Source organism: Microcoleus sp. AS-A8 (genome assembly GCA_039962225.1).
Lineage (GTDB): Bacteria > Cyanobacteriota > Cyanobacteriia > Cyanobacteriales > Coleofasciculaceae > Allocoleopsis.
In genome coordinates, this window is sequence record JAMPKV010000010.1 from 173,445 (window position 1) to 199,135 (window position 25,691).

Below are 25,691 nucleotides of genomic sequence, written 5' to 3' on the forward strand. Positions count from 1 at the left end.
CAGCATTGAGGAAATTGGTATTACTGAACCCAACATTGATTGATCGATATCAACTCTTGTTCCGAAGCAAGACAGGTTTTTCCCAAATGGCAAGAACGATACAGCCTGCTTGACTAATCACGTTATGGTGAGTGTTCGGTGGGTTAATCACCAGAGTTCCAGCTTGGTGTTCGCCATTTTCATCGGTTTGTGAACCCGACAGGACAAAGATGTGTTCAAAACCCGTATGAACGTGCATCGGAACACTTGCCCCTGGCTTGTAGCGAAGTAGCGCGGCTGCCCCTCCCTCGCCATCTTTATAAAGTCGGTAGATATCGACTCCAGGATGAAACGGTTCCCAAGACAGCTCATCCTGTCGTGTAGCGATGTCGAGTAAGTCTTTGAGGATTAAAACTCGTTGCATTAGTGTCCTGCCATGCGTTGACCAATCGTGGCAAAGTCAGCATCTGCGATCGCACTTTCGTAAACAAAGCGCCCTTCACTCATCACCAAAATCCGGTCAGCCAGTTTTAAGAGTTCATCCAAGTCTTCACTCACCAGCAGTACCGCTACGCCTCGGTTGCGTGACTCAACGATAGACCCATGAATATACTCCACAGCCGCAAAATCCAAACCAAAGCAGGGATTCGCCGCAATCAGGAGATTAATGCGATCGCCCGATAATTCCCGCGCCAACACCGCACGTTGCACATTTCCCCCAGAAAGATTGCCGATGGGTGTGTCGGGTGAGGGCGTTTTAATCTTGAACGTGTTAATCAAACCTTGAGCCATCTGTCGCATCGCCTTGAAGACGAGTAACACGCCCCCTTTCGCTTGGGGAGGACGGTCAAACGTCCGCAAGGCAAGGTTTTCTGCCACACTCATGTGAGGTACGCAGGCATTGCGGAGGGGTTCTTCCGGTAGCGAGAAAACTTGATGCCGATACATCTCGGCTCGTGTTGCGGTATAAACTTCTCCATTAACCCACACTTGCCCAGACGTAGCAGGACGCTGTCCGGCTAAGACTTCCACCAGTTCCCGCTGTCCATTGCCGGAAATCCCAGCAATTCCAACAATTTCGCCACTGTTTACCGTCAAATTTATATCCTTAATCGCTTCAACGCCATTCTCTTTGTCAGCATGGAGGTTCTGCACCTGAAGCACCGGTTTGGGGTTGAGATGTGGTGTTTTTTCCACCTGTTGCGGTTCCCGCCTCTCACCCATCATCATCTCAGACATGTCTGAGACAGTGAGATTTTTTACCAATCCGTGACCTGCAAACTTGCCCTTACGCAATACAGTAATTTCATCGCAAAATGCCATCACTTCGCGGAATTTGTGGCTAATGATTAATACACTTAACTTTCCCGCCGTAACTTCCTCACGCAGTAATCCTAAGACTTCATCCGCTTCTTGAGGAGTTAGCACAGATGTAGGTTCATCTAATATTAAGATACGAACCTTGAGGTAGATCTGCTTGAGAATTTCCAGCTTCTGCTTCTGTCCAGCCGCTAATTGAGAAATAGGGATATCTAAGGGAACTTGGAAAGGCGCAGTTTGCATGAAGGCTCGTAAACGAACGTACTCCTCTTTCCAGTTAATTAAATTAGGACTGTCAAACTGTGACAGAACAAGGTTTTCAGCAACAGTCATGGCAGGCACAGACGTAAAGTGCTGATAAACCATACCAATCCCGTACTTGTGAGCATCACGAGGGCTCTCAATACTACGGCTTTGCTTATCAATCAACACTTCGCCAGAGGTAGGAGTGTGAAACCCCATAATGCACTTAACCAGAGTACTTTTACCCGCCCCATTTTCACCCAATAAAGCATGAAACGTTCCCGGTTTCAGATGCAGTGAAACATTATCCAGAGCCGTAAAAGTACCAAATTGCTTAGTCATCTTCACCACCTCAAGCTCTGGTGGCTTCGTTAGCTCGACAGTTGTTCTTGCTGTTGCAGTACTCATAAACTAAGACCTACTAATCAATAGTCAACTCAAAAACTTTGCGTTCCTCTGCGTAAACCTCAGCGTTCCTTGCGTTAAAAAAACTTGCATTTTCTGTAAAATTGTGCAGCCTACCAAAATCAGTTACTTTGCACAACAGAATACTCTGATATTTGAAGGTCGGCGGCTGCATTTTCCCCTTGAATCGCTTCAATAAACGCTGCTGAATCAGCAACAGCGCCAAAAACGCCCCCTTGCATTTTGATCATCTTCAGTGCCGCCAAATAATTGCCATAATCCGTTGCCGCCGTGCAATCAGATAGCATCAAACACTCATACCCTCGGTCATTCGCATCCCGCATGGTCGTATGAACGCAGACATCCGTAGTCACCCCAGTCAGGATGATGTTCTGAATACCCTTGCGTTTGAGCAACAAATCGAGGTCTGTAGCATAAAATGACCCTTTTCCGGGCTTATCGATAATGGCTTCTCCAGGTAGGGGAGCGAGTTCCGGGATAATTTCCCACCCTGGCTCACCTCGTACCAAAATCTTGCCACAAGGGCCGGGGTCGCCAATCCCTGCTCCAAGCTGACGCGATCGCCACTGCTTATTTTCTGGTAAATCAGATAGATCGGGGCGATGTCCTTCACGGGTATGTATCACATGGAATCCCTTCTCCCGTGCTGCTGCCAGGACTTTGCGAATGGGTTCAATCGGAGCACGAGTTAAAGATAAGTCATATCCCATCTTGTCCACATAGCCACCAATACCACAGAAATCGGTTTGCATATCGATAATCAGCAGCACCGTATTTTCTGGACGCAAATCCCCGTTATAAGGATAAGGATAGGGGTCAGCATCAACAAAACGTCCCATGTTTAACCTCCCTAAGTACTGGATACGCGGTTGCTCAGCGCTTCCATGTAGGCACGCCAACCGCCCCATTGAGTAATTTCGGACTTGTTTTCGCAGCAAATTGGTTCGCCTAAAACTCCCAGAACGACTTCACCATCACTAAGACGGACTTTACCGATGCACAATCCGGCTGGTTCTTGTAGCAAAATTGTGCCAAGACTCGCGGTAGGGACTGCCCAAACTTCAACGGCGATCGCAACTCCCCCTTCTCGAACTCGCAACATGGCTGGATAGCGGTCATTAATCGACCACAAGCGATAGACGGGTTCTGTCGTCGCTTCTCGTACAAATGTTGCTCCAACTGTTAAGAGATTGCCGTTTAGTTCCAAGCCTCGCATCAACGTCCCATTCACTGCAATATTTAAAGTTTCTGGCATCGAAATTGTTAATTTTTAGTAGTACACCACTGTGAATTCAAAAGCCAAAATTCAAAATTCAAACAAAATTTTGAATTTAATTACTAGCCCCCAAAGCCCCTGGTGCGCCGCTTACAGTGCGTTTAGGAGAGCAGGTAATAATCATGATTAACAGTGTTAAAACATAGGGCGCAGCATTAAATAGGTAATAACCCTGAGTGATACCCACAGATTGCAACGCGGGGCCAAGTGATTGTGCTCCACCAAATAGTAAGGACGCATACAGACACTGTATCGGTTGCCAGTGGGCGAAAATCACGAGTGCAACAGCCATAAGTCCTTGACCACTGGAGATACGTTCGCTCCAGATACCGGGATAGTAGAGAGATAGGGAAGCACCGCCAATTCCAGCTAAAAAGCTCCCGCCAACAATGCACAACATCCGCACTTTTTTGATAGAAACTCCCATTGCTCTAGCCGCATCGGGACTATCACCAACCGCACGGATAAATAAACCCCAGCGAGTTGATTTGAAAAACCACATCATGAGAGGTGCAAGTGCAACACCGAGTAGGAACAGTGGACTAATTTTCAACGCCGATTGCAGTGCTGGCATACTGCTCCAATTTCCCAAATCCAATGTCGGTAGTTGTGGGGCTTTAGGTTGAATAAAAGGCTTCCCTAAGAAGAAAGCCAAACCACTCCCAAAGATAATCATGGCAATACCAACAGCAACATCGTTAACTCTAGGTTGCTGAGTGAGCCAAGCATGAATGAAACCCAAAATCATCCCAGATAACCCAGCCGCGATAACTCCCAACCAAGGCGAACCCGTCAGGTAAGAAACCCCATAGGCCGTCATGGCTCCCATGAGTAATGTGCCTTCCAATCCCAGATTGATTTTGCCGCTTTTTTCCGTCAGGCATTCTCCCAAGCTGACAAACAGAAACGGCGTACCCCCTCGCATAGTTCCTGCGGCGATCGCTAAAGGAACTCCCAACCAGCCCAATGCTTCTGTGGCCATTAATTTCCTCCTTTTTGTCTGTGAATATAGTTGCAGGTTTGCAGGTTGAAGGTTAGCAAGCTATACCAATTGGCTTTTCCAATGTCACATTTGGAACCCCCCCAGCCCCCCGATGTTTTGGGGGGAGCAATTAGAAAATAAGTATCGAACTCAAACCCAATTGGTATTACTAGTTAGAACTTTTCAACGTTCAACATTCCAACTTTCAACCCATTTAGACGGTTGCTGTTGCTGGAGAGCCAATAACTTCTGACCGCTCTTTGAAGATTGGCAGCCGTCCGTAGAGCGATTCACTGTACATAACCACTAAGAAAACCAACCCTTGAAATACGAGAACAGTGGCATCCGGTAAATTATGCACCCGCTGCAAGATACCACCACTCGCAAGGATACCGCCGACTAAAACCGCAACTAGGGTGGCAGCAAGCGGGTTATGTCGGGCAATAAACGCGACTAAAATACCGCTGTAGCCATAGTTAGCATTGAGAGATTCATTGGCTCGACCCTGCACGGCGGCAACTTCCACCATGCCTGCTAATCCCGCACAAGAGCCAGCCAGGAAACAAATTGCCATGGTTAGCTTACCGACTGGGAGTCCAGCAATTCGAGCGGCTCGAATATTGCCCCCGGCGGTACGTGCGGCGAAGCCAAAGGTTGTGCGCTGGATCAGGAAATAGGCAATAACACAGGCAATCAACCCATAAATCAAACCGTAGTGAACGCGGGTACCGGGAATTTTGCCCAGCATATCGGCATCGGGAATGGGGTAGGTGGAGGGCTTATTGAGAGAAGTGGGGTCTTTCATTGGCCCACTCACCAGATGGTTCAGCAGTGCGATCGCAATATAATTCAACAACAAACTACTAATGGTTTCATTCACGCCCCGGTAGTGACGTAACGCTCCTACTGAGCCAATCCACAAACCCCCGCAGATGAGTCCTGCCAGTGCCATCCCGATTTGCACGAGGGTGGGGGGTGCACCTTGCAGTGCTAATCCTGCCGCTACAGCCCCGATTCCACCCATCACCAATGCGCCCTCATTACCAATGATGATCAAACCCAAGCGGGCAGGGAGTGCTGTACATAAAGCCGTTAACATCAAGGGAGCTGCCCGAATCAGCGTGTTCTGAAACGATCGCCAATTCCCAAATGCGGCCTTATAAATCGAAGCATAAACCGCAAAGGGATTTGCCCCCGCCAAAGCACAGAAAATTCCAAAGAGTACCAAGGAAAAAAGGAGAGCGGCGATCGGGATGCAAATCGCTTCTAGTGTTGTACGCCACCGAGAATGATTGAGCATGATTAACGGTTGATTTGATTATTGCTCCCCGGAGGGATTGTTTTTGTGGGTATTACTAGGATGTGTTTTTTTAACGCAGAGGATGTCGCTGAGGGTCGCAGAGGAGTTAGAGGAGTTGATTCTTGCGTTTTTATGGAGGTTTGCCGATAGGCTTTAGTCATTGGTAATGAGTAATTAAGGAGTAAATGAATAGGGATTAACTGCCGACTTTGCCAACGACGCCTGCAACCAGCCAATTCATCTTTTCTAGTTCGCCGTCTTGCTGTTTTAAATCCTTACCCGCTGGAATGACGATTTTGCCTGTGTTATCTTGCAGTCCGCCTTTGTAAACCACCATGCTGCCGTCTATAAACTTGGCTTTAGCGGCATCAGCATCTTTTTTGGCATCAGCGCTGACAGCAGAACCGTAGGCCGATAGCTTTAAAAATCCTTCCTTAAAACCCCCACGAACTAAGTGTGGAATGCCTCCATTCATCAAGGTTTTGCCAGCGCGAATCATTTCCGCATATTTGGAATAAACATTTGTCCAATCCCACTCTGCACCCGTGAGATATCCTTTAGGTGCTAGCACAGCTTGATTGGCGTGGTAGCCAGTCGTGAAAATGCCGCGTTTTTCAGCGGTTTCTACAATCACTTTGGGACTGTCTACATGGCAGGTGATTACATCAACCCCTTGGTCAGCCATACTGTTAGCCGCTTCTGCTTCTTTAACAGGTAACGACCAATCTCCTGTGAAGATGACCTGAGTAGAAACTTTTGGGTTAACGCTACGTGCGCCCAAGGTAAAGCTGTTGATATTCCGCAGTACTTGGGGAATTGGTTTAGCCGCAATGAACCCTAATTTGCCAGTCTTGGAAGCTTTGGCGGCAACAATGCCTGCTAGATACTCAGCCTCATCAATGAAACCAAAGTAACTACCAACATTTTTCGGGTGTTTCCCTTCTTGATACAGTCCGCCACAGTGTAAAAATTGAACCTCTGGGTACTCTTGGGCAAGTTTTAGGACATGGGGGTCAAAGTAACCGAAAGAGGTGGGAAATATAACCGTAGCTCCATCTTGTTCGATCATGTTCCGCATCGCTTCCTGGACATCGGTAGTTTCCGGAACATTAGCTTGCTCTACGCTTTTGACCCAGGTTAATTTGGAAACCCCAGCTTTCCCCTCGGCGTGGGCTTGGTTATAGCCATAATCATCTTTGGGTCCCACGTAAATGAATCCCATTGTTATGGGCTTACTTGCGCCACCCGAACTGGATTGACTTCCGGTTGATGAACTGCAACCCGTCCCAAATTTCGAGGTCACCCCAAAGGCTGTGGTCGCTAAAAGTCCACGAACAACTTGACGACGGGATAAGTGAAAAGACCTACTAATACTCACTCGTTATGACTCCCCTTGCGAAAGGATGTAGAGGTGTAGCGGCATCGCCGTTTTTGCCCTCCTCGCTAACGCTTGACTGTGGTTTGTGTCAGCTCTTGCGTTAAGCAGAGATTAACAGGATGAATGCAGTTCTAGGGTTCTAAAAGGTGCGAAAAAGGTGCGAGGAAAGTTCGCAGAATGTCACTAAATTGACAGTGGACAAATTTAGAAAACTGTAGTATCCAATTCTACCCATTACAGAAACCCTTCCAGCATAGGGTTTTGGCTTGTGTTTGTTGGTGTTGGGGAGTGAGTGAATCGGAATCGTGATGTGTGTATCTGCTGCCAGATCGTTTAACTGGGCTTTTTTGAGCCATGAATCCTGAAGAAGCACTGACAATTGTTGAGCAAGCTTTAAGTGAAGACCGTTTAAGTAAGCTGCAAGTAACGGTATTTCGTCATGCTTGGGAAGAGCAGTCGTATCAAGCGATCGCAAAAACTTCCGGTTATGAGCTGGGTTATGTCAAGCAGACGGGTTCCCAGCTATGGCAGTTACTCTCCAAAGCCTTTGGAGAAAAGGTTACTAAAAGTAACGTTCAATTGGTATTGAAGCGAAAAGCGCGGGAAAAAAGTCAGGAGTTAGGAGTCGTAGGGGCGAGTCATGACTCGCCCTTACAGGAGTCAGGAATAACCAAAAACCAGCAACACCTAATCCAAAATCCAAAACCCGCCCGCAGGACGCAGTCCGATAGCGAAGCGGGCGAGCGTACCCGCTCGACGGACGGCAAAATCCAAAATCGCAGGGATTGGGGAGATGCTCCAGATGCATCCGTGTTTTACGGACGGAATGAAGAACTGGTAACTTTGGAACAGTGGATTGTTCAGGATGGTTGCCGACTGATTGGTTTGTTTGGTATGGGTGGCATCGGCAAAACCTCTTTATCCGTGAAGTTAGCCAAACAAATTCAGGATGAGTTTGAGTGTGTCATTTGGCGCAGTCTTCGCAATGCGCCACCCCTTCAGGAACTCCTAGCAGATTTAATTCAATCCTTAGCCATTCAACAGAATGCGACACTGCCCGATACTCTCAATGGTCGTATTTTGTATCTGTTGGACTGCTTACGTCAACATCGTTGTTTGATTGTCTTTGATAATGTCGAGACTATCATGCAACCTGGCGATCGCAGTGGAAGTTATCTAGCTGGGTATGAAGGCTATGGTCAGTTATTGAAATGTTTGGGGGAAACTGACCATCAAAGTACTCTGATGCTGACCAGTCGAGAAAAACCCAAAGAAATTGCTGCGATCGAAGGGAATTATTTACCCATTCGCTCCATGCGATTAACTGGATTGTGCAAGAGTGCCGTACAGAATATTTTCAGCGTTAAGGGCGATTTTGCAGGTTCATCTGAAGAATGGAGGGTATTAGTTGAACATTATGCAGGTAACCCTCTGGCTTTAAAAATGGTCGCTTGTGCGATCAAGGATTTCTTTGAGGGTAGTATCGCCAATTTCCTCGAATGCTTACAACAGGGTGCTTTAGTTTTTGGAGATGTTCGAGATTTATTAGCCCACCAAATTGAGCGCTTGTCGAATTTAGAGCAACAGGTGATGTATTGGTTGGCAATTAACCGAGAACCTGTAACGCTGTCAGAATTACGATCAGATTTTGTCCCTCAAGTATCCCTCGCCGATTTACTCGAAGCGTTATCGTCTTTAGAAAGGCGATGTTTGCTCGATAAGGCTACACCGACCCTAATTGAACAGAACCGAAATTTTTTCACTCTACAACCTGTCGTCATGGAATACATGACTGACCGATTGATTGAACGGGTTTGTATAGAACTTATGAGATTCGTAGGGGCGACGCCTGGGTTGTCCCTACAGGGGTTGGGGCTTTGCCTGTTCAAGACTCATGCTCTGATAAAAGCTTCAGCTAAAGACTATATTCGAGAAACCCAAATTCGCCTCATCCTCAAACCCGTTGCAGACAAGTTACTCCATGCTAGTAGTAAGGAACAACTGGAACACCAATTCAGGCAAATTCTATCAGAACTGCGGGGCAAATCGTCCCAAGAAACAGGCTATATTGGCGGGAATGTTTTGAACCTTCTTTACCAACTTTCCTCCGATCTAAGCGGTTGGGATTTTTCCCATCTTACGGTTTGGCAAGCTTACCTGGAACGGGTCAATCTTCATGAGGTTAATTTTGCTCACACGAATCTAGCGAAGTCAGTATTTACAGATACGTTCAGTCAAATCTTATCGGTTGCCTTCAGTCCCGATGGTCAGCTATTGGCGACTGGGGATGTGAATCATGAAATTCATGTGTGGCAAGTTGAGACGGGCAAACAACTGTTAAATTGCAAAGTAGATGAAGGCTGGGTTTGGTGTGTTGCGTTTAGTCCTGATGGTCGTTTTCTGGCTAGCAGTGCTAACCGAACAGTTAACCTTTGGGATGTGCAAACTGGGAAATGCATTAAGCAGTTTCAAGGATATAGCGATCGCGTATTTTCCCTAGCCTTTAGTCCCGATGGTCGTCTCCTCGCTACTGGTAGCGAAGACCGTTGGGTAAGGATTTGGGATGTTAGAACAGGCCAACTTTTAAAGATTTTATCAGGACACACTGACGAAGTTCGCTCTGTTACCTTTGCTCCACAATATTCTGGAAGAAGAACACAGAACACTTCAAGGCACAGGGAGAACCCATTACCCATTACCCATTACCCATTACCCATTAACTCTACCCCCCTAACCTCGGAATATCTCCTTGCCAGTGGTAGTTACGACGGTACGGTGCGATTGTGGGATATTAATCAGGGTGAATGTTTAAGAATTCTAGAGGAACACAGCGACCGAGTTTGGTCAGTCGCCTTCAGTCCGGATGGGAAAACCCTCGCCAGTAGCAGCAGCGATCGTACCGTAAAATTGTGGGAGGCTAGCAGTGGGAAATGCCTCAAATCTTTACGCGGACACTCCCAGCAAATCCGAACCGTTGCCTTTAGTCCGGATGGAAAAACCCTCGCCAGTGGTAGTGATGACCATTCTATCCGTCTCTGGCATCAGCATACGGGTGAATGCCTGAGAGTGCTTCAAGGGCACACGAGTTGGGTTTCGTCTGTCGCCTTTAGTCCTGTGAGCAAAGCGGTAGCGACTTTAGGCGCGTCTGATTGTTTATTAGCCAGTGGCAGTGAAGACCAATCTGTGCGGTTATGGGAGACGCGCACCAACCTCTGTCTAAAAACCATACAAGGACATAGTAATGGAGTGTGGTCGGTCGCGTTCAGTCCTCAAGGGACTACTCTCGCGAGTGGGAGTCAAGATGGTGTAATTAGGTTTTGGAATAGCAATACAGGGAAATGTATTAGAGAATTCTCAGCACACAGCAGTTGGATTTGGTCTGTAACATTTAGTCCCAATAGTCAAATTCTTGCCAGTGGCAGTGAAGACCGAACGATTCAATTATGGGATATCCTCAGCGGGCAACGTCTGAAAACGCTGACAGGACATAAGGACGCGGTTTTTTCCGTCCTCTTTAGTCCTGATGGGCAAACCCTTTTGAGTGGGAGTCTCGACGGCACGATCAAAGTTTGGGATATTCGTACAGGTGAATGCCGCAAAACTTTGCAAGGACATCGGGGTGGCATCTGGTCGATAAGCTTGAGTTCGGATGGGAAACTCCTCGCCAGTGGTAGCCAAGACCAAACGCTCAAGCTATGGGATGTGGACACAGGTTACTGTATCAACACCTTGCAGGGGCATAGGAGTTGGATACGCGCTTGTGCCATTAGTCCCGATCGACAAATTCTGGTCAGTGGTAGTGCAGATGGCACGATTAAGCTTTGGCAGGCCAACACCGGAGAATGTTACCAAACATTACAGGCACACACAGGGCCAGTGTTGTCAGTTGCTTTCGACCCAGATGAGCAAACCTTTGCCAGTAGCGGTGTGGATGGGTTAGTAAAACTCTGGAATATCTCGTCTTTGCCAAGCTGCCAAATTTTGCAAGGGCATGATAAATGGGTGCGGTTCCTCGCTTACAGTCCTGATGCCCAAATTCTGGCAAGCTGTAGTCAAGATGAAACGATTAAGCTATGGAAGGTCAAGCCGGACTCTTCTGGGATATCCTTGTCTCACTCCTCGACCTTGGTTACACCTAGGGAGTACAACACCACTTGGATGAGTACGTCTATCTCTTCGGCAAAGGTAACCCTTGCACTTCCTCTGGGGATGACGCCCATAGAGGGTGAGTATCAGCTTGGGTTGACACCGCGCAAAGGGACGATTAACACAAGACAAACTCAAAATTCTCAAGACAGTTTCAGTGCGCGTATCAAAACGCTCCGAATTCCTAGACCCTATGAGGGAATGAATATCACGGATATTACGGGTTTGACAGCCGCTCAGAAATCCACACTGAAAATGCTAGGGGCTGTTGATGACAGGGATTGAGATCAAATCCTAGATAAGGGCAAATTTTGGGGTAAGACGAGTGGGCTATCCGACAACGCCGAGATAAAATTTTCGCTCCTTGTACACCGGATTAAAGCCTAAAATCTTTGAACCGTCTCATGCTCAACAGAAGCATCTGTTCTTGTCAGCGACCATCGAGACGGTTGTAGCTTGTTCACGTACTCCATATACTGAACCAATGGCGTATCAATGCCCAAGAGAACTTTTGGATTAAATCGAATATTGTCATAAATCTCGCCGTCTTCATCTCTGAGCATGTAGTAAGCCAACCGGGTACACAACAGCAAGAATTGACTGAGCAGCCATCCCACGATTCCTCTGCGCTTTTCGGTCACATAAATCGGTTGAATTTGCGTTCTTCCAGGTGCGATCGGGGTGTAGGCAAAAATCATGTGCAGCGAGGGAAAAAGCCGTACATTTTTCATCATCGTTAACAAGCCAATGCAGCCATGTGCATACCGCATTGAATATTCATAGGTAGAACCTAGAAATCGCTGCCCTAATCGTTCGCGAAAGGTTGTTTGGGGAAACTGTCCCCGCATAGTGAAATCGAGCTGTGTCCCTGATTCATCTCGATCCAGCGACAGTTCCATTTTGATGTCAAGATGATGAATCGTCTTCAAATGTTGAGCATCAATCCCATTCATCATGCAGATGTGGTGATGGCAACTCCGCTCAAAAGCTCGGTCGTATTGAATCGCGATCGCTTTGCCCTTCAGTTCATCAAAATTAGCAACTCTCTCTGGCGCTGATGCGTCAGGATAAATCCAAATAAACCCATACTTTTCCTCTGTTGCGTAAGCTTGTAATTTGGCTGTGGCAGGAATTTCTGGCTGACAGGGAATGTTCTGGCAACGCCCTGTTTCATCAAATGCCCAATGATGAAACGCACAGCGAATCCAATTGCCATCAACCTGTCCAATTCCTAAATCTGTCCCAAGATGAGGGCAGTAAGCATCCATTGCCCGTACTTGCCCATCTTCACCCCGAAATATCACAATTCTTTGTCCGCAAACCTCTACAGACTTCGCTTTTTCCTTCGGTAATTCATGACTGGGACAGGCAATATACCAACCCTTAGCAACGACATTCCAGTTGTTGAAGATTTGCATGGTTGAAAACCTAGTATTTTTTCTCTCTCTGATTTGCCTTATTAAGGATATCGTTCAGCAGTTGGTAGAATCTCCTTTTAACTGATACTGCTGTAACACCTCTTGCCGTTGGCAGATATCCTCTCCATATTTGCCTAACATAATCCTTAATAGCATTCGACCTAAACAGAAAGAAGCTCGCCAAGAAAACACAGCATCCTGTCGATCAATATGACTGTGTTCAAACAGAAAATGTCCGGTCAATCCTATTAACTGAGTTAGCGGTAAGCCCAACAGTAACCAGAAGTTTTGCAACTTCCAAGTCAAAAAGAGCAAGCCGTAAAAAAAGAGGATTCCCACAACATGGAGAGCGACATTAATTGGGTGCTGGTGTTTGAGGACAAAAATATCCCAGTAGTCTGTAAACGGATGATCCAAAATTTGGTCGTTAATCCGATTTCTCAATTTCTGCTGGAGAGTAGGATTGAGGTTACTCATAGGGTATCTTCAGTTAAAGTATGGGAGACAAAACGGTTCCCAGTTGTTCGCGCCCCAGTCGTTCACTGACTTGACCCCGATGAACAACCTGAATCCCATTAATATAAACAGTTTGCACGATATCATCTGACCCACGCTTGACCCTACGAGGTTCCCCATCCAAGACTGGATCTGATATTTCCACTTGTGGGCTGATTGGCTGGTTCAAGGCTTGCGGATTGAGTAAAACCAAATCGGCTTTAGCCCCAATTTTGAGGACTCCGGTATCGAGACGAAACCAGTTAGCAGGTTCTCCGGTGACGCGGTAGATAGCCGTTTCAGGGGGCAGGAAATGAGTAGTAACAGCTTGTTTGAGCAAAGATAAGGCTCCATCATAGTAGCCGAGGTTACGGACATGGGCACCCGCATCCGTAAAACCGGGCAAGATATAGGGGTGCTGCATCAGAGCTAGACGGGGTTCTAAGCGATCGTTGGCTCCCGTAGCAACCCAGCCGATATCCGTGTCGTAGTGATGCAACGCCTGGATGAAGAAATCCACCGGATCTTGTTGCTTTTGGCGGGCAACTTCGGCAAAGCTCAACCCCTGCCAGTGGGTTTCAGGACAGCGGACAATTTCCATCAATTCCAACTGACGATGGAATGACTTACGCCACGGATTGCTCCATTCCTGTCGAAACTGGCGACGGAAACGTTTAGATTGCCACAGTTGTTGCCGTTCTTGTCGAGATTCACAGCTATTGAGTTGTGCGCCGGTGGAAAATTCTTCAAATAATGGCGTGACTGGGCCATCGGAGTAAATCGTGAAGGGTTCGGTGAGCGTTTGAAAGCGCACATTGCCCCTGAGAATCCGGTTCCAGATGAACAGGAGAGGGGAAAATATTCGCCATAGTTTGCGATCGTGTACGGCATCTAAAGCTGAGAGGACAGTTAGGCGCAGGGGTCGTTGCCCAATGCCTGAACCCATGCGGATAATATCAAAAAAGGAAGCCAGTCGCTGTAAATTAGGGGTGACTTGAAAAACTAAATCCCGTTGCCGACAAAGATTGGCTAGCATGGCGTATTCACCTAGTTTGGCGTGTTGCGAGGGAATGGTGCAGCCCCGCCATTCTCCGCTCATCCGATGCCAAGGAAACATATCAATTGAAATGCCAACAAATCCCGCATCTAAAGCATCTGCGGCTATTTGTTGCATGATTTTTCGTTCAGTTCTTGAGGGCTGAACCGTCAGACTGCGTTCTAATCCCATGACATGGGCGCGTAAGGCACTATGCCCAAACAAAGGGGCAACATTGGGGCCAAGTGGCAAGTGTTGCAAATGGTTCAAATATTCGGCTGGTGTATGCCAAGAAAGCGACTGTTTCAGCCATTTCTCAATCAGCCGATGGGAAAGCGTCTCCACCCTCTGAAAAATATCTGCCAGCATTTGGGGTTTCCCAACGGCAACAGACAAGCTACAGTTGCCAATGACAACGCTGGTAACGCCATGACGAACGGATTCACTCAGCCCCGGTGCAATCTCTAACTCTAGATCGTAGTGGGTGTGGATATCGATAAATCCTGGCGTTACCCACAGTCCGGAAGCATCTACTACTTCACGGGCATTGTTAGGTAATGAGGGGGCGAGCGCAACAATTCGACCATTTTGAATGCCAATATCCCCACGAACAGGCGCAGAGCCTAAACCATCGAAAATTAACCCGTTTTGAATCAGCAAATCCAGCATGATTCTTTATTTCCCTCACACAGTTCGACCGCGATGCTCAGTCTTAATCCAATTCAATTTCTGTGGTTTTATACACAGGCTTAAAGCTGTCACAATCATCACTGGAATCCAATGCACCATGTAGAGAGAACCCTGGATAGTTGCCCACAGCAAAGACCATCCCCGTAATTTTTGATGTTGGTAAAGTCCGGCAATAAAACCAACCGTTACAATGAGGCTGAGTAGTGTCTGAAGTGGAAATAAAAGCGGATGATGGTTGTAAAAGATTGTCCAAAGCAAGTCAGGAATGAGGGCGAGAGGTAGCAGGAATTGCAATAGAAAAAACAACATTAGATCGAGTTCTTTCGTCAAACCTAATGCAAGAATTTGGGGGAAATAATCCAGGTGACGCTGATAGCCACCTTCCGCCCAACGACAGTGTTGATGCCAAAGCGCTCTCCAGGTTGTTACCCCTTCTTCCTGAATGGCTGGAACTGTGACAAACTCAATTTCAGTACCTACTAAATAAAGTTTGAAGCACAAATCTAAATCATCAATTGTGTCTTCGCTCCAACCCTTACACTTTTCTAGCATTTCCCGACGCACTAACATACCATTGCCCCGAAGCTCAGACATTCCTCCGACAGCAATTCGATGGGTTTGCAGATAAGCATCACAACTCATTTCCATCTGCTGGCAACGAGTTAAGAAATTGGTATCTGCATTCGAGATCGCTTTTCGCGCCTGCACCGCACCAATTGCCCTCTTCTGAAACAGAGGTACGGTTTGCCGCAGAAAATTGGCAGAAAGTTGAGCATCGGCATCGCAAATAAGCACAATCTCGCCCTGCGTGAAGGGAAAAACTGCATTGAGTGCCCCGGATTTACCTCCTTTTGATTCCCGTCGATGAACCTGTAACCCCGAAAATTGAGTTTGTAATTTCCTCAAAATTTGGGGGGTTTCATCAGTACTGCCGTCATCCACAATCCAGATATCCAGATGAGTGCTGGGATAGTTCAGGCAAAATAGGCTATGAACCACATCGGGCAAGACGGCGCTTTCATTTTTAGCGGGAACCAGAATCGAGACTTTGGGCAAATCGGCATCACCCTCTACCCTGGGAGCGATCGCTTTTGCCATGAGCATCCGTAGCGTTTGAATCGTCAGGACTGCCGTTAATCCCACAATGAGCCACTGCGTTTGGGGTTGCCAGTGGAGCAAACTGACGAAACCCCAGACAAGTAGAACCACGAGGGTGGCTTTGAGGCGGCGATCGCGATGAACACTGACATTGTTACTTAGCGAATAGGGAGTTCTTCTCACTAGATTTGCTCTACTTTCTCCATTTCTGGCTGAGCCTTGCGACGCCACAACAGCATCGTGACTGCCCCTAGCAGGATACCGCCCACTCCTGCCGCAACCGCCCAAAGACGACCGGCTTGCTGGGCACCCATTAACACGGGATTATCCAGCAGGTTGGAAGAAAAATGCAGTGATTGAATAGTCCAATTCCCCTGAAACTTTTGCAGCACGGCTGTCCATCGCATCGCCATCGTGGGTTTATTGCCATCTTTAAAATAAAATGTTGCGTTCGCATCTCCGTAGGAAATGGCGGTTTCCGGGGAGAGAAACGTTCTGGGAGTATCCACCTTCGCCTCCATTTTGATGTCTTTAATCGAACTGGAGAACTGTTGATTCCAATACTTCTCAAACTCAGGCACTTTATGAAAAACTCGGTTATCAACCGTGGTAATCGTGAAGCTTGGATGCAAGTAAGGTTCAATTTTGGAAAAATCGCGAGTGTTAAGCGCTTGCAGAGCCATTTCCCGCGTGCGGATAATTGCATTAACCTCCTGTTGGTTAACATCAGCCCAAGCACATAGGGGTACATTCCAAATTGCCAGCAGGAGTAAAGCGACCCCAAGTATTTGACTGCATCGGTATCTGATTGACCGTTTGTGTTTTGTCATTTATTCCTTGCCTTGCTGCCGATAATCAGGAATTAAATAACTTCCAATTATACCAATGAGTTTAATATTTGCTATATACAAATATAGTATTTCCATTTGAGATGTAAACAATAACGAACAACAGAGGCTCAGAGAACACAGAGGAGAGAGAATAGAGAATTTCACATCTCAAATACAAACGCTATATTTCCAAGAAATTCTCAAAGCAGATACGATCAAGATAAGCCAACTCCAAGAAAAAATGTTTTCCTAAGGACAGCCTATAAAGCTGCACATGATTTGACGGCTGATGGTCTAGCGAAATCTAGATTTGAACAATACTATGGACAAAGCAGACATCAATGCCTATGCAGGCGCGACTGGTTGAAGTTCAACAATTGCTTGGGAGCGATCGCAACGCCATGTACTCCCTTCTCAATACCCATTTTGATGGAGTCAATCCAGAACTATTTGAAACTGACCTAGAGCAGAAAAACTGGGTTATTCTCTTAGAAGATAAGGAAACAAAAACGCTCAAAGGCTTTTCCACCTTATTGGTTTACGAAACCCAGTTTGAGGGAGAAGTCCTGAGTGTCGTCTATTCTGGAGATACCATTGTAGACCCCAGTGCTTGGTCGAGTTCGCTCTTGCCTCGTGCCTGGATTGCCTCAATTCATTTTTTACGGGACAAGTATGCCAACGGCAAACTCTACTGGCTGCTCATTTCTTCCGGTTATCGTACCTACCGCTTTTTACCCATTTTTTGGAAAGAGTTTTATCCTTGCTATGATACCCCCACGCCTCCCCGCATCCAGGCACTCATGCAATTCCTAGCTCACACCCATTTCGGCAATTGCTATGACGAAAGCGCTGGAGTGGTTCGCTTTCCCCATCCCCAGGTTCTTCGAGAGAACTTGTGTGGCATACCTCAAGAACGGCTGAAAGATTCCCATATCCGTTTCTTTCAAACTAAAAATCCCGGCTATGAACAGGGAGATGAATTAGTCTGTTTGACAGAGATTAAGGAAGAAAATCTGACTAAAGCAGGTCGGCGCATGTGGTTTGCAGAAGCTTCCTTAGGAGTTGCGTCATGAGAATGAATGGGCATTCACAGGCGGTTCGTTCAACTCATAAAACCCAGATTTTTAACCAGGAAGACCGCTTTATTGAAGGGTGGTATTGGGCAATTCCCTCTAGTAAACTCAAGATTGGTCAGGTTAAACCCGTAACCTTGCTAGGACGAGAATTAGCGATTTACCGGGGAACGGATAGGAAGGTAGTGGCGCTAGATGCTTACTGTCCGCACATGGGCGCGCATCTGGCAGAAGGAAAGGTTGAGGGGTGCCGTATCCGCTGTTTTTTTCACAATTGGCAGTTTGACGAGCAAGGAAAGTGCGTCGATACGCCATCTGTGGGTAAACCCGTCCCAGTTACCGTGCAAACTTGGCCCACGGCGGAACAGTACGGTATGGTTTGGGTATGGACGGGGGAAACGCCACAACAACCCGTACCTTATGTACCAGAACTCCAAGATGAAGAGTGCGATAAAGCTTTTGGTTCTCGCTTTGTGAAGAACTGTCATCCTAATGTGTTGCTGATTAATGCAATTGATGCTCATCACTTCAATACTGTTCATAACCTGCCTCTACAAATTGTGTTTGAGAAGCGGGAATTAAATCAGAACGCAATTACTTTTAGCAATAAAACTAGGGGTGGGGAAGAGTCATTTCTAATCAAACTCCTTCGCCCGTTATACAAAAATGAAGTCACTTACAGTATGTGCTATTGGTACGGCAGCACAGGTACCGTCACCTTAGGGCCAGACTTCTTGCACTTTCATATTATGTTTGCACTGCGGCTGATTGAGGGAGGAAAGACTGAAGGCAAAACTATTATGATTACGCGCAAGCGTCCTGGCTTGGGCGGGTGGATTTTTAACCGAATTGTACTCTGGCTAACTCAGCAGGTAGGGAATTACTTTGCTAAGGGTGATACTCAAGTTTTTCAGACAATTAAGTTTGATTTGAAGACTCCTACTCAAGCAGATCGGTCGATTTTGCAGTTCCTTGAACACGTAGAGGGGCAAAAACCCTTGCTATGGGGTACGTGGGAGAGTGCTAAGGAGAAAGCATGAACACTGAGAACTACAAAGTACAGTCAAAACCAATCGATCAGACAGTAGGGGAAAATGTAGATTTAAACACCTTCTTGCAACCCTTAGCATTTGGGACGGCAGGGTTCGATTTACCGCACGTCGGAGAAGCGAATAAGTTGGGATGTGTGCTATCTGCGGCACTGGGGCAACGGTTAGGCAATGCCTCATCTTCAGAACGTAGCAACACTCTCTATTGGAATGCGGACTACTTCGGATTGCACAAGGTGAAGGTCTTTCAGGACTCAAGCTTAGAGGAACAGGCCGCAATTTTGCAAATTGCTAATCGAGGATTACTGGAAGAGGCATATTTTGTCGAAAAAGCTGGCATGGGCTATATGGCAAAAATGGTGTTGCTGGCAGAAACGACAGAGGAACGGATGCTTTATAGTTTGTTTGCTGCGAATGAAGCAACCCATCTGAGTCAGATTAGTGCTTTCCTGCCCGATCGCCCTGTTGGTACGAACGATACATTTTTGCGCTTCCTAGCAGATTTAGTCGAGAGTCAGGATAAAACGGTGCTGCTGTTTACGATCCAGCTAGTACTGGAGGGGTGGGGGTTGAGTCATTATCGGAGTCTAGCTAAAGGTTGTTGCGATCGCACCCTCAGCCGACTCCTCACCGGGTTCCTGCAAGACGAAGCACGGCATCACGGGACTGGACTAATTCTATTTGAGCAAACATCGGTTTCCTCGCAAAGTCGAGCCGTCATTGTCGAGACACTCTTGTGCTTTTTGCAGATGATTCGCGTAGGCCCTCAGCGAGTGGTGGAAGCAATTGCTCAAGTCAAAGGGGATTTGGCGCGATCGCAAAAAATCCGCATCTTGGAAGAACTCGGCACCGAAATCCACAGTGGCACTCGACTGCATCTTCTGCGTTCTTTGATGCGAGGTGAAGCTGCTGAAGCGATCGTGCAAGCACTAGAAGCAAGAGGAGCTTTTGAACCTCTTCCGGCAAGTCAGTGTGTATAGCTAAGGCTAGGAATAAACAACAAAAATTAGCTTGGATTTGCCAATCCCCATAAAGACGGGAAAGGTATTAATTAACTCATAAAACTTAAATCAAATGCTTAAGAATACTATATTAGAAAATCAGAAGATTTATAAAAAAATCCACCTCAACTATACGCGCAATAAGCAGCAAGATCATACGACTTTAATGGATGAAGCCTCCCAAGCTTTTTGTTATGAAGATTGCAAAGACGAATATTGGAATCCAGAAGAATTTTCCCTGCTTTACGGAACTCCTGTTTGGGAACAGGCAAGTCCCAGTCAGAGAATCATTTTAAATCAACTCTATTGGGTAGCTTACTATTCCCAAATCGTTTCTGCTGAAATTGCTACTATCTTTTTTAACCAAACCAGTGCCGCCGGACTCTACGCGCAGGAAGATTTTCGCTTAGTTTGCGACATGCTGGATTTAGAATCCATACAAGAACGCGCTCACATTCACGCCTTTAGAACAATTTCTAACCAAGTCGAAACAGCTTTATTTGGGCGGCACATTTTTACTTATGCCATGCGTGGCCCTTTTACCGAAACGATGATTTATGCGGATACCAATGCTCTGAAAACTGGGTGGAAAAAACTTCAACTCCATTGCTTCGGACTCTTATCTTCAGATAATGCATTTCTCGCCTGCCAATACTTTACCGTGCGGGGCATACGAACGCTAAATGGCAAGTTAGTTCAGCATAAGCTGAGTAATTATTATCAAAAACATCCCAACCCAGAAGATGCTCCCATTCCCGCCAAAATTTCCTATTACCACTTTATGGATGAGAGCTTTCATTTCAATAGTTCTACAATTCTTTCCCATGAAGTTGTAAAATGCCTCAAGCCTCCTACAGCCTTTGAACAATTCGTGGCTAATTTGGGACTGCGGGGTTGTCAGAGAGATCATTACCATTTTTCAGCAGCAATTAATGGTATTTTTTGGTACGATCCTGCACTTTACTCAGCGATTTATCAAGTACTGCGATCGCCCATCTTTAATATGGACGATCGCGAAGCCAAAGAAATGATGCAATTGTGCTTCACACAAGAGTCGGAAGGGTTACAGCGAAGTTGCCAAACCCATCAAGAAGCGATCGCATCCTACAAGGTTTATCTAGAAAAAGTAGATTACGCCTGGAAGAGTAATCGAGAAATGTCCTTAATGAACTCCAACTCAATACCCCAATATCTCGCCACTCAAAAGAAAGCATTGACGATGTTTGAGAGAGGCAAAACGTATGAGTGAGCAACGATGCATTGTCTCTTTTCCAGCCACTAGCTATTCACCCATTACCCTAAAAGCGCATCAAAAATTGTCAGAACATCTTACAGTCCAAAATTCTCCAGTACTGTTTGGTTGTCGCACTGGCATTTGCGGAACTTGCCTCGTTTTAGTGAACGGCGAAACCTCACCACCAAGTGCAGAGGAACGAGAAGTACTAGAAGTGCTAGCACCAGAACATACTAATGCCAGACTTGCCTGCCAGCTAGAACTTACAAGCAATTTAGAAATTACACACTTAAAAGAATGAACAAACCAGTATAAACCCCAAAATATTATTGCCATTTCCATCTATAAATCCCCTCAAAAACTCTGCGCTATTCTGCGCTTTACTCCGCGCTCCTCTGCCTTAAAAAAATACATTATCCCCATACAAACCAATTCGATATAACCCATCCAAAATGAAATTCGAGGATTTCTGGTACATCGTGGCACTCAGCGAAAAACTCCGATCAAATAAAGTTTTACAACGCACAGTATTAGGGGAATGGTTAGCAGTATTTCGAGGCGAAGATGGAAAAGTGGTGGCATTGCGCGATCGCTGTATGCATCGTAACAGTCGCCTCTCTTGTGGTACAGTCCGCCAAGGGAAAATTCAGTGTCCCTATCATGGATGGGTATACGACCATACTGGAAAAGTTTTGGCAGTTCCTTCAGAAGGAAAAGATTTCAAGCCTCTCTCTACTCGTCGAGCCAAATGTTACCCGACTAGGGAACAAGACGGATATATTTACGTACAACTCAGCGATAACAAGAGCGAAGAATTTGAACCCTTTGCCATGCCGCACTATCAGGAACCTGGATGGGAAACGGTGCGAGTAATTAACCGCTTTCGCAACAATGTAACGAACTGTGCCGAGAATTTCATCGACATTCCGCACACCGCTTTTGTCCATCCCGGTGTATTTCGTACTTCCCGTCAGCAACCGATCAAAATGAGCGTAGAACGTCGTAATGGTTCGACGTTTGTGGAGTATCACAACGAAACAACTAATTTGGGATGGTACTCTCGCTTTCTGAATGGGAAAGGATATGAAATTCGGCATACAGATAGTTTTCACATGCCAAATATTACCAGTGTGGAGTACGATATGGGATTGCATCGACGACTTTTCATCACCAGTCAATCCATTCCTGAAACGGAGAACTCGACGCTGGTTTATACAGATGTGACCTATAACTATGGCATCTGGAATAAAATTGCTCGTCCCTTTGTGCGCTGGACGGCACAGCATATTATTCGTCAGGATGTCAAAATTTTAGATGTTCAAGGGGAAGCGATCGCAAAATATGGTTCCCACTTTACCAACACTCCCGCCGATACCATCCACGTTTTTGTTGAGTCGATTCGTAACAAAATCGCCGCAGGAGAAGACCCTAGAAAACTTCCCGAACAATCGGTTGAAATCACATTTTGGGTATAAAAAAAGTGGAAAATATATTAATTTTTGCGGCCTTTACAGTATTAATAGGACTCACCATTGCTCATAAACCCAGTTGGGCAAAGTTACGCACAAAAAGCCGTGAAGACTGGATTTTAGATGGGTTGGGTTTGCTGGTTCAAGGATTGCTCATTCCGATTCTTCAGATTGCGGTGGTTTATCAGCTATATCGGTACTTCCTACCCTTGCCGCAGGGATGCTTACATTTGCCTCAGGTTGCAACTTTCCTACTCAGTTTCATCTTGGTAGATTACCTCTACTACTGGAACCATCGCTGTTTACATAGTCGCTGGTTCTGGCATTTGCATCAGGTTCATCATACTGTCACGGATATGGATGTCCTGGGAACTTCCCGCAATTCCCTGTGGACAAGTTTTCTGATTATCTACCTATGGATACATGCGCTGTTTCTCTACCTGTTGCATGACTCCACTGGATATCTTATAGGAGTTAGTATCACCGCAGCGTTAGATCTATGGCGGCACAGTCAATTAGCGATCGCACCTCAAAGTGGGCTTTTTCGCTTACTATCACCCTGGCTGATTTTGCCCCAAGATCATGCTTGGCATCATGCCAGCGATTCGGGTTGCAGGAATTACGGGGCAAATTTGAAAATCTGGGACAAATTACATGGAACTTACTATAACTGTGATGCCCCCCCTGCTTCTCTGGGTATTCAGACTACATTGACCCTGACTCAAAAGCTACTCTATCCCCTAACATGACGCTCCTGAGTAAAATCCTTGCCTACTTTTCTACCCTAATCATCCTGCTAACCATAGCCTCTTTCCTCTATCTGTGCGCTCATCCAGGGTTGGTCGGCGTGGGACTATTGCTGTTTTTCTTATACGGGTTTCCTGTGCTGATTTATCGCCTCCATCAGCGCTTCTATCCCGTCGAGGAAGGCATTAGCTATCTGTGCGGTAACGAGTATAGCCCTTGGTGGGGTAGCCATCAAATTCAGGTAATTTATATCGCCGTTCCGGCATTGGAAGCCGTGCTACGACTCATTCCCGGTGCTTTTTCCTTGTGGTTGCGCCTCTGGGGGGCAAAAGTGGGTCAAAACGTATACTGGACACCTGGACTGGAAATTGCGGATCGGGGATTGTTGGAAATTGGCGATCGCGCTGTCTTTGGTCATCACATTGGCATCTACCCCCACATCATCAAACCCCGCAAACAAGACTTAATGTTGTACGTCAAAAAAGTCAAGATTGGCAGTGATGTTTTCCTGGGGGCAGGTTCTCATTTTGGCCCCGGCGTTGTCGTCCCAGATGGCACTTATCTACCTGTCGCCACTAACCTTTATCCTAATCAAGAAGCGAAATCATGCGCTGGTTCATCAAACTCTTTGAGCAACTTCTCGCCCCAAGCGCTGAACGCTTCCGAGACGCTTTAAAACATCCCGAAAAGGCTCAAAAACGAGTGCAGCAGGAAATTTGCGATCGCCTTATCAAGAGCGAGTACGGCAAGTACCTGGGCATTCGCTCTCTCCAAGCTTGGCAACAAGTTCCGATTGTTGACTACGACGACCTCAAACCCTGGATTGATGGAGTAGGGGGACACAGCAGCAGGGGGACAGAGGGTAAATCAATCACTCATCCATTACAGGCGCAACTCACTAGCGAACCCATCCTTTTTTACGAAAAAACCTCTGGAAGTCGCAGTGCCGCCAAATTGATACCCTACACCAAATCCCTGCGGCGTTCCTTTAATCACATGTTTTGTGTTTGGGCGCATGACCTAATCCGCAATGGCCCTGCTTTTTCAACAGGTAAAATTTACTTCTGCATTTCTCCCCAGTTCCAATACTGTTCGGATAAGACTGACCTAACCCCCCTAGCCCTCCTCACTAAAGCTCCGGTTCCCTACGAGGGAAGGGGGGAGTTAGACGCCCCTCTCCTACAAGGAGAGGGGTTGGGGGAGAGGTTAACCGAGAATGCCCCTAATCTCGATCATTCATCCTTACAAGATGACTCCGAATACCTCGATCGCTGGTTGAGGTGGCTGCTTCATCCCTTTCTAATTTCTCCTGGCTTAGTGCATCAGTTGAGAACGGCAGAGGAGTTTAAGCGGCAGTTATGTCTTGCCTTACTGCAAGCAGAAAAGCTAGAAACCATTTCAATTTGGAGTCCTACTTTTCTCAAGATTCATCTCAATTACATCCAAACGCACCGCACAGAGTTGCGGCAGTCGTTGAAAATATCCGCAGAACGCGATCGCCTACTGTGCGAACCGGAAATTCCTTGGACGAAACTGTGGCCTGAGTTGAAGCTAATTTCCTGCTGGGATAGCGCCTGCGCCGCCGATCCAGCTCAAGTTCTACATGATCTATTTCCGGGTGTCATGGTGCAGGGTAAAGGACTTTTAGCCACAGAAGCGCCGATGACGATTCCCCTAATTGCCGCACAAGGATGCGTTCCCGTACTGGATGAAGTGTTCTTTGAGTTTGAGGATGAATCGGGGGAAATTTATCTGCTGCAAGACCTGCAAATTGGACAGGAATACACCATCATTCTTTCGCAAAAGGGAGGGCTTTACCGCTATCGAATTGGCGATCGCGTGCGTGTTACCCATTACTACCTCAATACCCCATGCCTGGAATTTTTAGGGCGCGATTCCTCCATCAGTGATTTAGTAGGTGAAAAGCTACACGAAGAATTTGTCAGCGAGGCACTCAAAGAATTAGCGTTAGAAGGCACATCGTTTCAGTGCTTAGTGCCTACGATAATTCCGGAAGCGCATTATATTCTCTTACTGGATAAGGTGAATACACCTACTAATGCGATTGCTGAGCAATTAGAACAATTCCTACATCAGTCTCCCCACTATCGCCATGCCCGACTGCTCGGTCAACTCTCTTCAGTTCAGGTTTTAGTCTCTCAGCAAATACCTGAAATATTGACCAGCCAACGAATAGCGTCTGGGAAAAAGTGGGGAGATATTAAACACTCGCTTTTGTGCGAGCGACCGATTGAAGAAGACTTACTGGTCAGGTTGAAGCAAGCCGATTCTTTGCAACAATCTTAACTTAAGTGATTTAACGACACTTCACTCCTTTATACCAAATGGACAGTGATTATTTGACTAATTAATGTTGATTACCTGAACTCAAGTAACATTTTTTTGAAAAAGACTTCTCTCCCCTGGCGACATGCTTCTTCGGCAGTTTTCATAAAGCAATGAAAAGGCAATGAAAAATAATCAAAAATGTCGCGAGAAGG

General features: G+C 46.5%; 22 protein-coding genes. 10 read left to right on the top strand and 12 right to left on the bottom strand.

Annotated elements, in window-relative coordinates; all coding sequences use genetic code 11:
- Nucleotides 1-49 precede the first annotated feature (49 nt).
- From NDI48_17695 to NDI48_17725, 7 genes are all read right to left on the bottom strand, one after another.
- A complete protein-coding gene (locus tag NDI48_17695) occupies nt 50-403 on the bottom strand; it encodes a cupin domain-containing protein (protein ID MEP0833008.1) in 354 nt (117 codons plus the stop codon).
- The gene (locus NDI48_17700; protein ID MEP0833009.1) at nt 403-1,950 is read right to left on the bottom strand and encodes an ABC transporter ATP-binding protein; all 1,548 of its coding nucleotides are present in this window, start codon (nt 1,948-1,950) and stop codon (nt 403-405) included. Before NDI48_17700 ends, NDI48_17695 begins: the two co-directional genes overlap by 1 nt.
- Before the next feature lie 119 nt (nt 1,951-2,069).
- Nucleotides 2,070-2,807 (bottom strand): cysteine hydrolase, encoded by a 738-nt coding sequence (locus NDI48_17705; GenBank protein MEP0833010.1) that lies wholly within the window; start codon nt 2,805-2,807, stop codon nt 2,070-2,072.
- 11 nt (nt 2,808-2,818) lie between these two features.
- The gene (locus NDI48_17710; protein MEP0833011.1) at nt 2,819-3,223 is read right to left on the bottom strand and encodes a glutamyl-tRNA amidotransferase; all 405 of its coding nucleotides are present in this window, start codon (nt 3,221-3,223) and stop codon (nt 2,819-2,821) included.
- Nucleotides 3,224-3,299: 76 nt separating this feature from the next.
- Nucleotides 3,300-4,226, bottom strand: coding sequence for an ABC transporter permease (locus NDI48_17715; GenBank protein MEP0833012.1), 927 nt, complete (start codon nt 4,224-4,226; stop codon nt 3,300-3,302).
- A gap of 214 nt (nt 4,227-4,440) precedes the next feature.
- Entirely contained in the window at nt 4,441-5,526 is a 1,086-nt protein-coding gene (locus tag NDI48_17720) for an ABC transporter permease (protein MEP0833013.1), read from the bottom strand.
- A 196-nt stretch (nt 5,527-5,722) separates the two neighbouring features.
- Nucleotides 5,723-6,904 carry a BMP family ABC transporter substrate-binding protein gene (locus tag NDI48_17725; GenBank protein MEP0833014.1) on the bottom strand — a complete coding sequence of 394 codons (1,182 nt, stop codon included), beginning with the start codon at nt 6,902-6,904 and terminating at the stop codon, nt 5,723-5,725.
- 354 nt (nt 6,905-7,258) lie between these two features.
- Between NDI48_17725 and NDI48_17730 the strand changes: the two genes are divergently transcribed.
- Entirely contained in the window at nt 7,259-11,335 is a 4,077-nt protein-coding gene (locus NDI48_17730) for an NB-ARC domain-containing protein (protein ID MEP0833015.1), read from the top strand.
- A gap of 98 nt (nt 11,336-11,433) precedes the next feature.
- Here the strand turns inward: NDI48_17730 and NDI48_17735 are convergent, their stop codons facing one another.
- From NDI48_17735 to NDI48_17755, 5 genes are read right to left on the bottom strand one after another with little or no spacing between them, the layout of a single operon-like run.
- A complete protein-coding gene (locus tag NDI48_17735) occupies nt 11,434-12,468 on the bottom strand; it encodes an aromatic ring-hydroxylating dioxygenase subunit alpha (protein ID MEP0833016.1) in 1,035 nt (344 codons plus the stop codon).
- A gap of 54 nt (nt 12,469-12,522) precedes the next feature.
- Complete coding sequence (locus NDI48_17740; protein MEP0833017.1) at nt 12,523-12,945, bottom strand: DUF962 domain-containing protein; 423 nt, start codon at nt 12,943-12,945, stop codon at nt 12,523-12,525.
- Nucleotides 12,946-12,958: 13 nt separating this feature from the next.
- Entirely contained in the window at nt 12,959-14,668 is a 1,710-nt protein-coding gene (locus tag NDI48_17745; protein ID MEP0833018.1) for an amidohydrolase family protein, read from the bottom strand.
- Nucleotides 14,669-14,683: 15 nt separating this feature from the next.
- Complete coding sequence (locus tag NDI48_17750; GenBank protein ID MEP0833019.1) at nt 14,684-15,970, bottom strand: glycosyltransferase family 2 protein; 1,287 nt, start codon at nt 15,968-15,970, stop codon at nt 14,684-14,686.
- The gene (locus NDI48_17755) at nt 15,970-16,617 is read right to left on the bottom strand and encodes a nuclear transport factor 2 family protein (protein ID MEP0833020.1); all 648 of its coding nucleotides are present in this window, start codon (nt 16,615-16,617) and stop codon (nt 15,970-15,972) included. The genes NDI48_17750 and NDI48_17755 overlap by 1 nt, the downstream gene beginning before the upstream one ends.
- A 341-nt stretch (nt 16,618-16,958) precedes the next feature.
- Here NDI48_17755 and NDI48_17760 point away from each other — a divergent pair, with 341 nt between their 5' ends.
- The 9 genes from NDI48_17760 (at nt 16,959) to NDI48_17800 (ending at nt 25,497) form a co-directional block, all read left to right on the top strand.
- The gene (locus tag NDI48_17760; protein MEP0833021.1) at nt 16,959-17,690 is read left to right on the top strand and encodes a hypothetical protein; all 732 of its coding nucleotides are present in this window, start codon (nt 16,959-16,961) and stop codon (nt 17,688-17,690) included.
- Nucleotides 17,687-18,730, top strand: coding sequence for an aromatic ring-hydroxylating dioxygenase subunit alpha (locus tag NDI48_17765; GenBank protein MEP0833022.1), 1,044 nt, complete (start codon nt 17,687-17,689; stop codon nt 18,728-18,730). The genes NDI48_17760 and NDI48_17765 overlap by 4 nt, the downstream gene beginning before the upstream one ends.
- Nucleotides 18,727-19,719 (top strand): ferritin-like domain-containing protein, encoded by a 993-nt coding sequence (locus tag NDI48_17770; GenBank protein MEP0833023.1) that lies wholly within the window; start codon nt 18,727-18,729, stop codon nt 19,717-19,719. The genes NDI48_17765 and NDI48_17770 overlap by 4 nt, the downstream gene beginning before the upstream one ends.
- Nucleotides 19,720-19,813: 94 nt before the next feature.
- Nucleotides 19,814-20,989: a P-aminobenzoate N-oxygenase AurF gene (locus NDI48_17775; protein MEP0833024.1), complete on the top strand. Its 1,176-nt coding sequence runs from the start codon at nt 19,814-19,816 to the stop codon at nt 20,987-20,989.
- Nucleotides 20,982-21,275, top strand: a complete 294-nt coding sequence (locus NDI48_17780) for a (2Fe-2S)-binding protein (protein MEP0833025.1) — start codon at nt 20,982-20,984, stop codon at nt 21,273-21,275. Before NDI48_17775 ends, NDI48_17780 begins: the two co-directional genes overlap by 8 nt.
- Nucleotides 21,276-21,426: 151 nt before the next feature.
- Nucleotides 21,427-22,449: an aromatic ring-hydroxylating dioxygenase subunit alpha gene (locus NDI48_17785; GenBank protein ID MEP0833026.1), complete on the top strand. Its 1,023-nt coding sequence runs from the start codon at nt 21,427-21,429 to the stop codon at nt 22,447-22,449.
- A 5-nt stretch (nt 22,450-22,454) separates the two neighbouring features.
- Nucleotides 22,455-23,192 carry a sterol desaturase family protein gene (locus tag NDI48_17790; protein MEP0833027.1) on the top strand — a complete coding sequence of 246 codons (738 nt, stop codon included), beginning with the start codon at nt 22,455-22,457 and terminating at the stop codon, nt 23,190-23,192.
- The gene (locus NDI48_17795) at nt 23,189-23,866 is read left to right on the top strand and encodes an acyl transferase (GenBank protein ID MEP0833028.1); all 678 of its coding nucleotides are present in this window, start codon (nt 23,189-23,191) and stop codon (nt 23,864-23,866) included. Before NDI48_17790 ends, NDI48_17795 begins: the two co-directional genes overlap by 4 nt.
- Entirely contained in the window at nt 23,797-25,497 is a 1,701-nt protein-coding gene (locus NDI48_17800) for a GH3 auxin-responsive promoter family protein (protein ID MEP0833029.1), read from the top strand. Before NDI48_17795 ends, NDI48_17800 begins: the two co-directional genes overlap by 70 nt.
- Nucleotides 25,498-25,691 lie beyond the last annotated feature (194 nt).

Coding starts and splice junctions, on each gene's coding strand:
- NDI48_17695 (MEP0833008.1), bottom strand. CDS start 403: ATGCAACGAGTTTTAATCCTCAAAGACTTACTCGACATCGCTACACGA.
- NDI48_17700 (MEP0833009.1), bottom strand. CDS start 1,950: ATGAGTACTGCAACAGCAAGAACAACTGTCGAGCTAACGAAGCCACCA.
- NDI48_17705 (MEP0833010.1), bottom strand. CDS start 2,807: ATGGGACGTTTTGTTGATGCTGACCCCTATCCTTATCCTTATAACGGG.
- NDI48_17710 (MEP0833011.1), bottom strand. CDS start 3,223: ATGCCAGAAACTTTAAATATTGCAGTGAATGGGACGTTGATGCGAGGC.
- NDI48_17715 (MEP0833012.1), bottom strand. CDS start 4,226: ATGGCCACAGAAGCATTGGGCTGGTTGGGAGTTCCTTTAGCGATCGCC.
- NDI48_17720 (MEP0833013.1), bottom strand. CDS start 5,526: ATGCTCAATCATTCTCGGTGGCGTACAACACTAGAAGCGATTTGCATC.
- NDI48_17730 (MEP0833015.1), top strand. CDS start 7,259: ATGAATCCTGAAGAAGCACTGACAATTGTTGAGCAAGCTTTAAGTGAA.
- NDI48_17735 (MEP0833016.1), bottom strand. CDS start 12,468: ATGCAAATCTTCAACAACTGGAATGTCGTTGCTAAGGGTTGGTATATT.
- NDI48_17740 (MEP0833017.1), bottom strand. CDS start 12,945: ATGAGTAACCTCAATCCTACTCTCCAGCAGAAATTGAGAAATCGGATT.
- NDI48_17745 (MEP0833018.1), bottom strand. CDS start 14,668: ATGCTGGATTTGCTGATTCAAAACGGGTTAATTTTCGATGGTTTAGGC.
- NDI48_17755 (MEP0833020.1), bottom strand. CDS start 16,617: ATGACAAAACACAAACGGTCAATCAGATACCGATGCAGTCAAATACTT.
- NDI48_17760 (MEP0833021.1), top strand. CDS start 16,959: ATGCCTATGCAGGCGCGACTGGTTGAAGTTCAACAATTGCTTGGGAGC.
- NDI48_17765 (MEP0833022.1), top strand. CDS start 17,687: ATGAGAATGAATGGGCATTCACAGGCGGTTCGTTCAACTCATAAAACC.
- NDI48_17770 (MEP0833023.1), top strand. CDS start 18,727: ATGAACACTGAGAACTACAAAGTACAGTCAAAACCAATCGATCAGACA.
- NDI48_17775 (MEP0833024.1), top strand. CDS start 19,814: ATGCTTAAGAATACTATATTAGAAAATCAGAAGATTTATAAAAAAATC.
- NDI48_17780 (MEP0833025.1), top strand. CDS start 20,982: ATGAGTGAGCAACGATGCATTGTCTCTTTTCCAGCCACTAGCTATTCA.
- NDI48_17785 (MEP0833026.1), top strand. CDS start 21,427: ATGAAATTCGAGGATTTCTGGTACATCGTGGCACTCAGCGAAAAACTC.
- NDI48_17795 (MEP0833028.1), top strand. CDS start 23,189: ATGACGCTCCTGAGTAAAATCCTTGCCTACTTTTCTACCCTAATCATC.
- NDI48_17800 (MEP0833029.1), top strand. CDS start 23,797: ATGCGCTGGTTCATCAAACTCTTTGAGCAACTTCTCGCCCCAAGCGCT.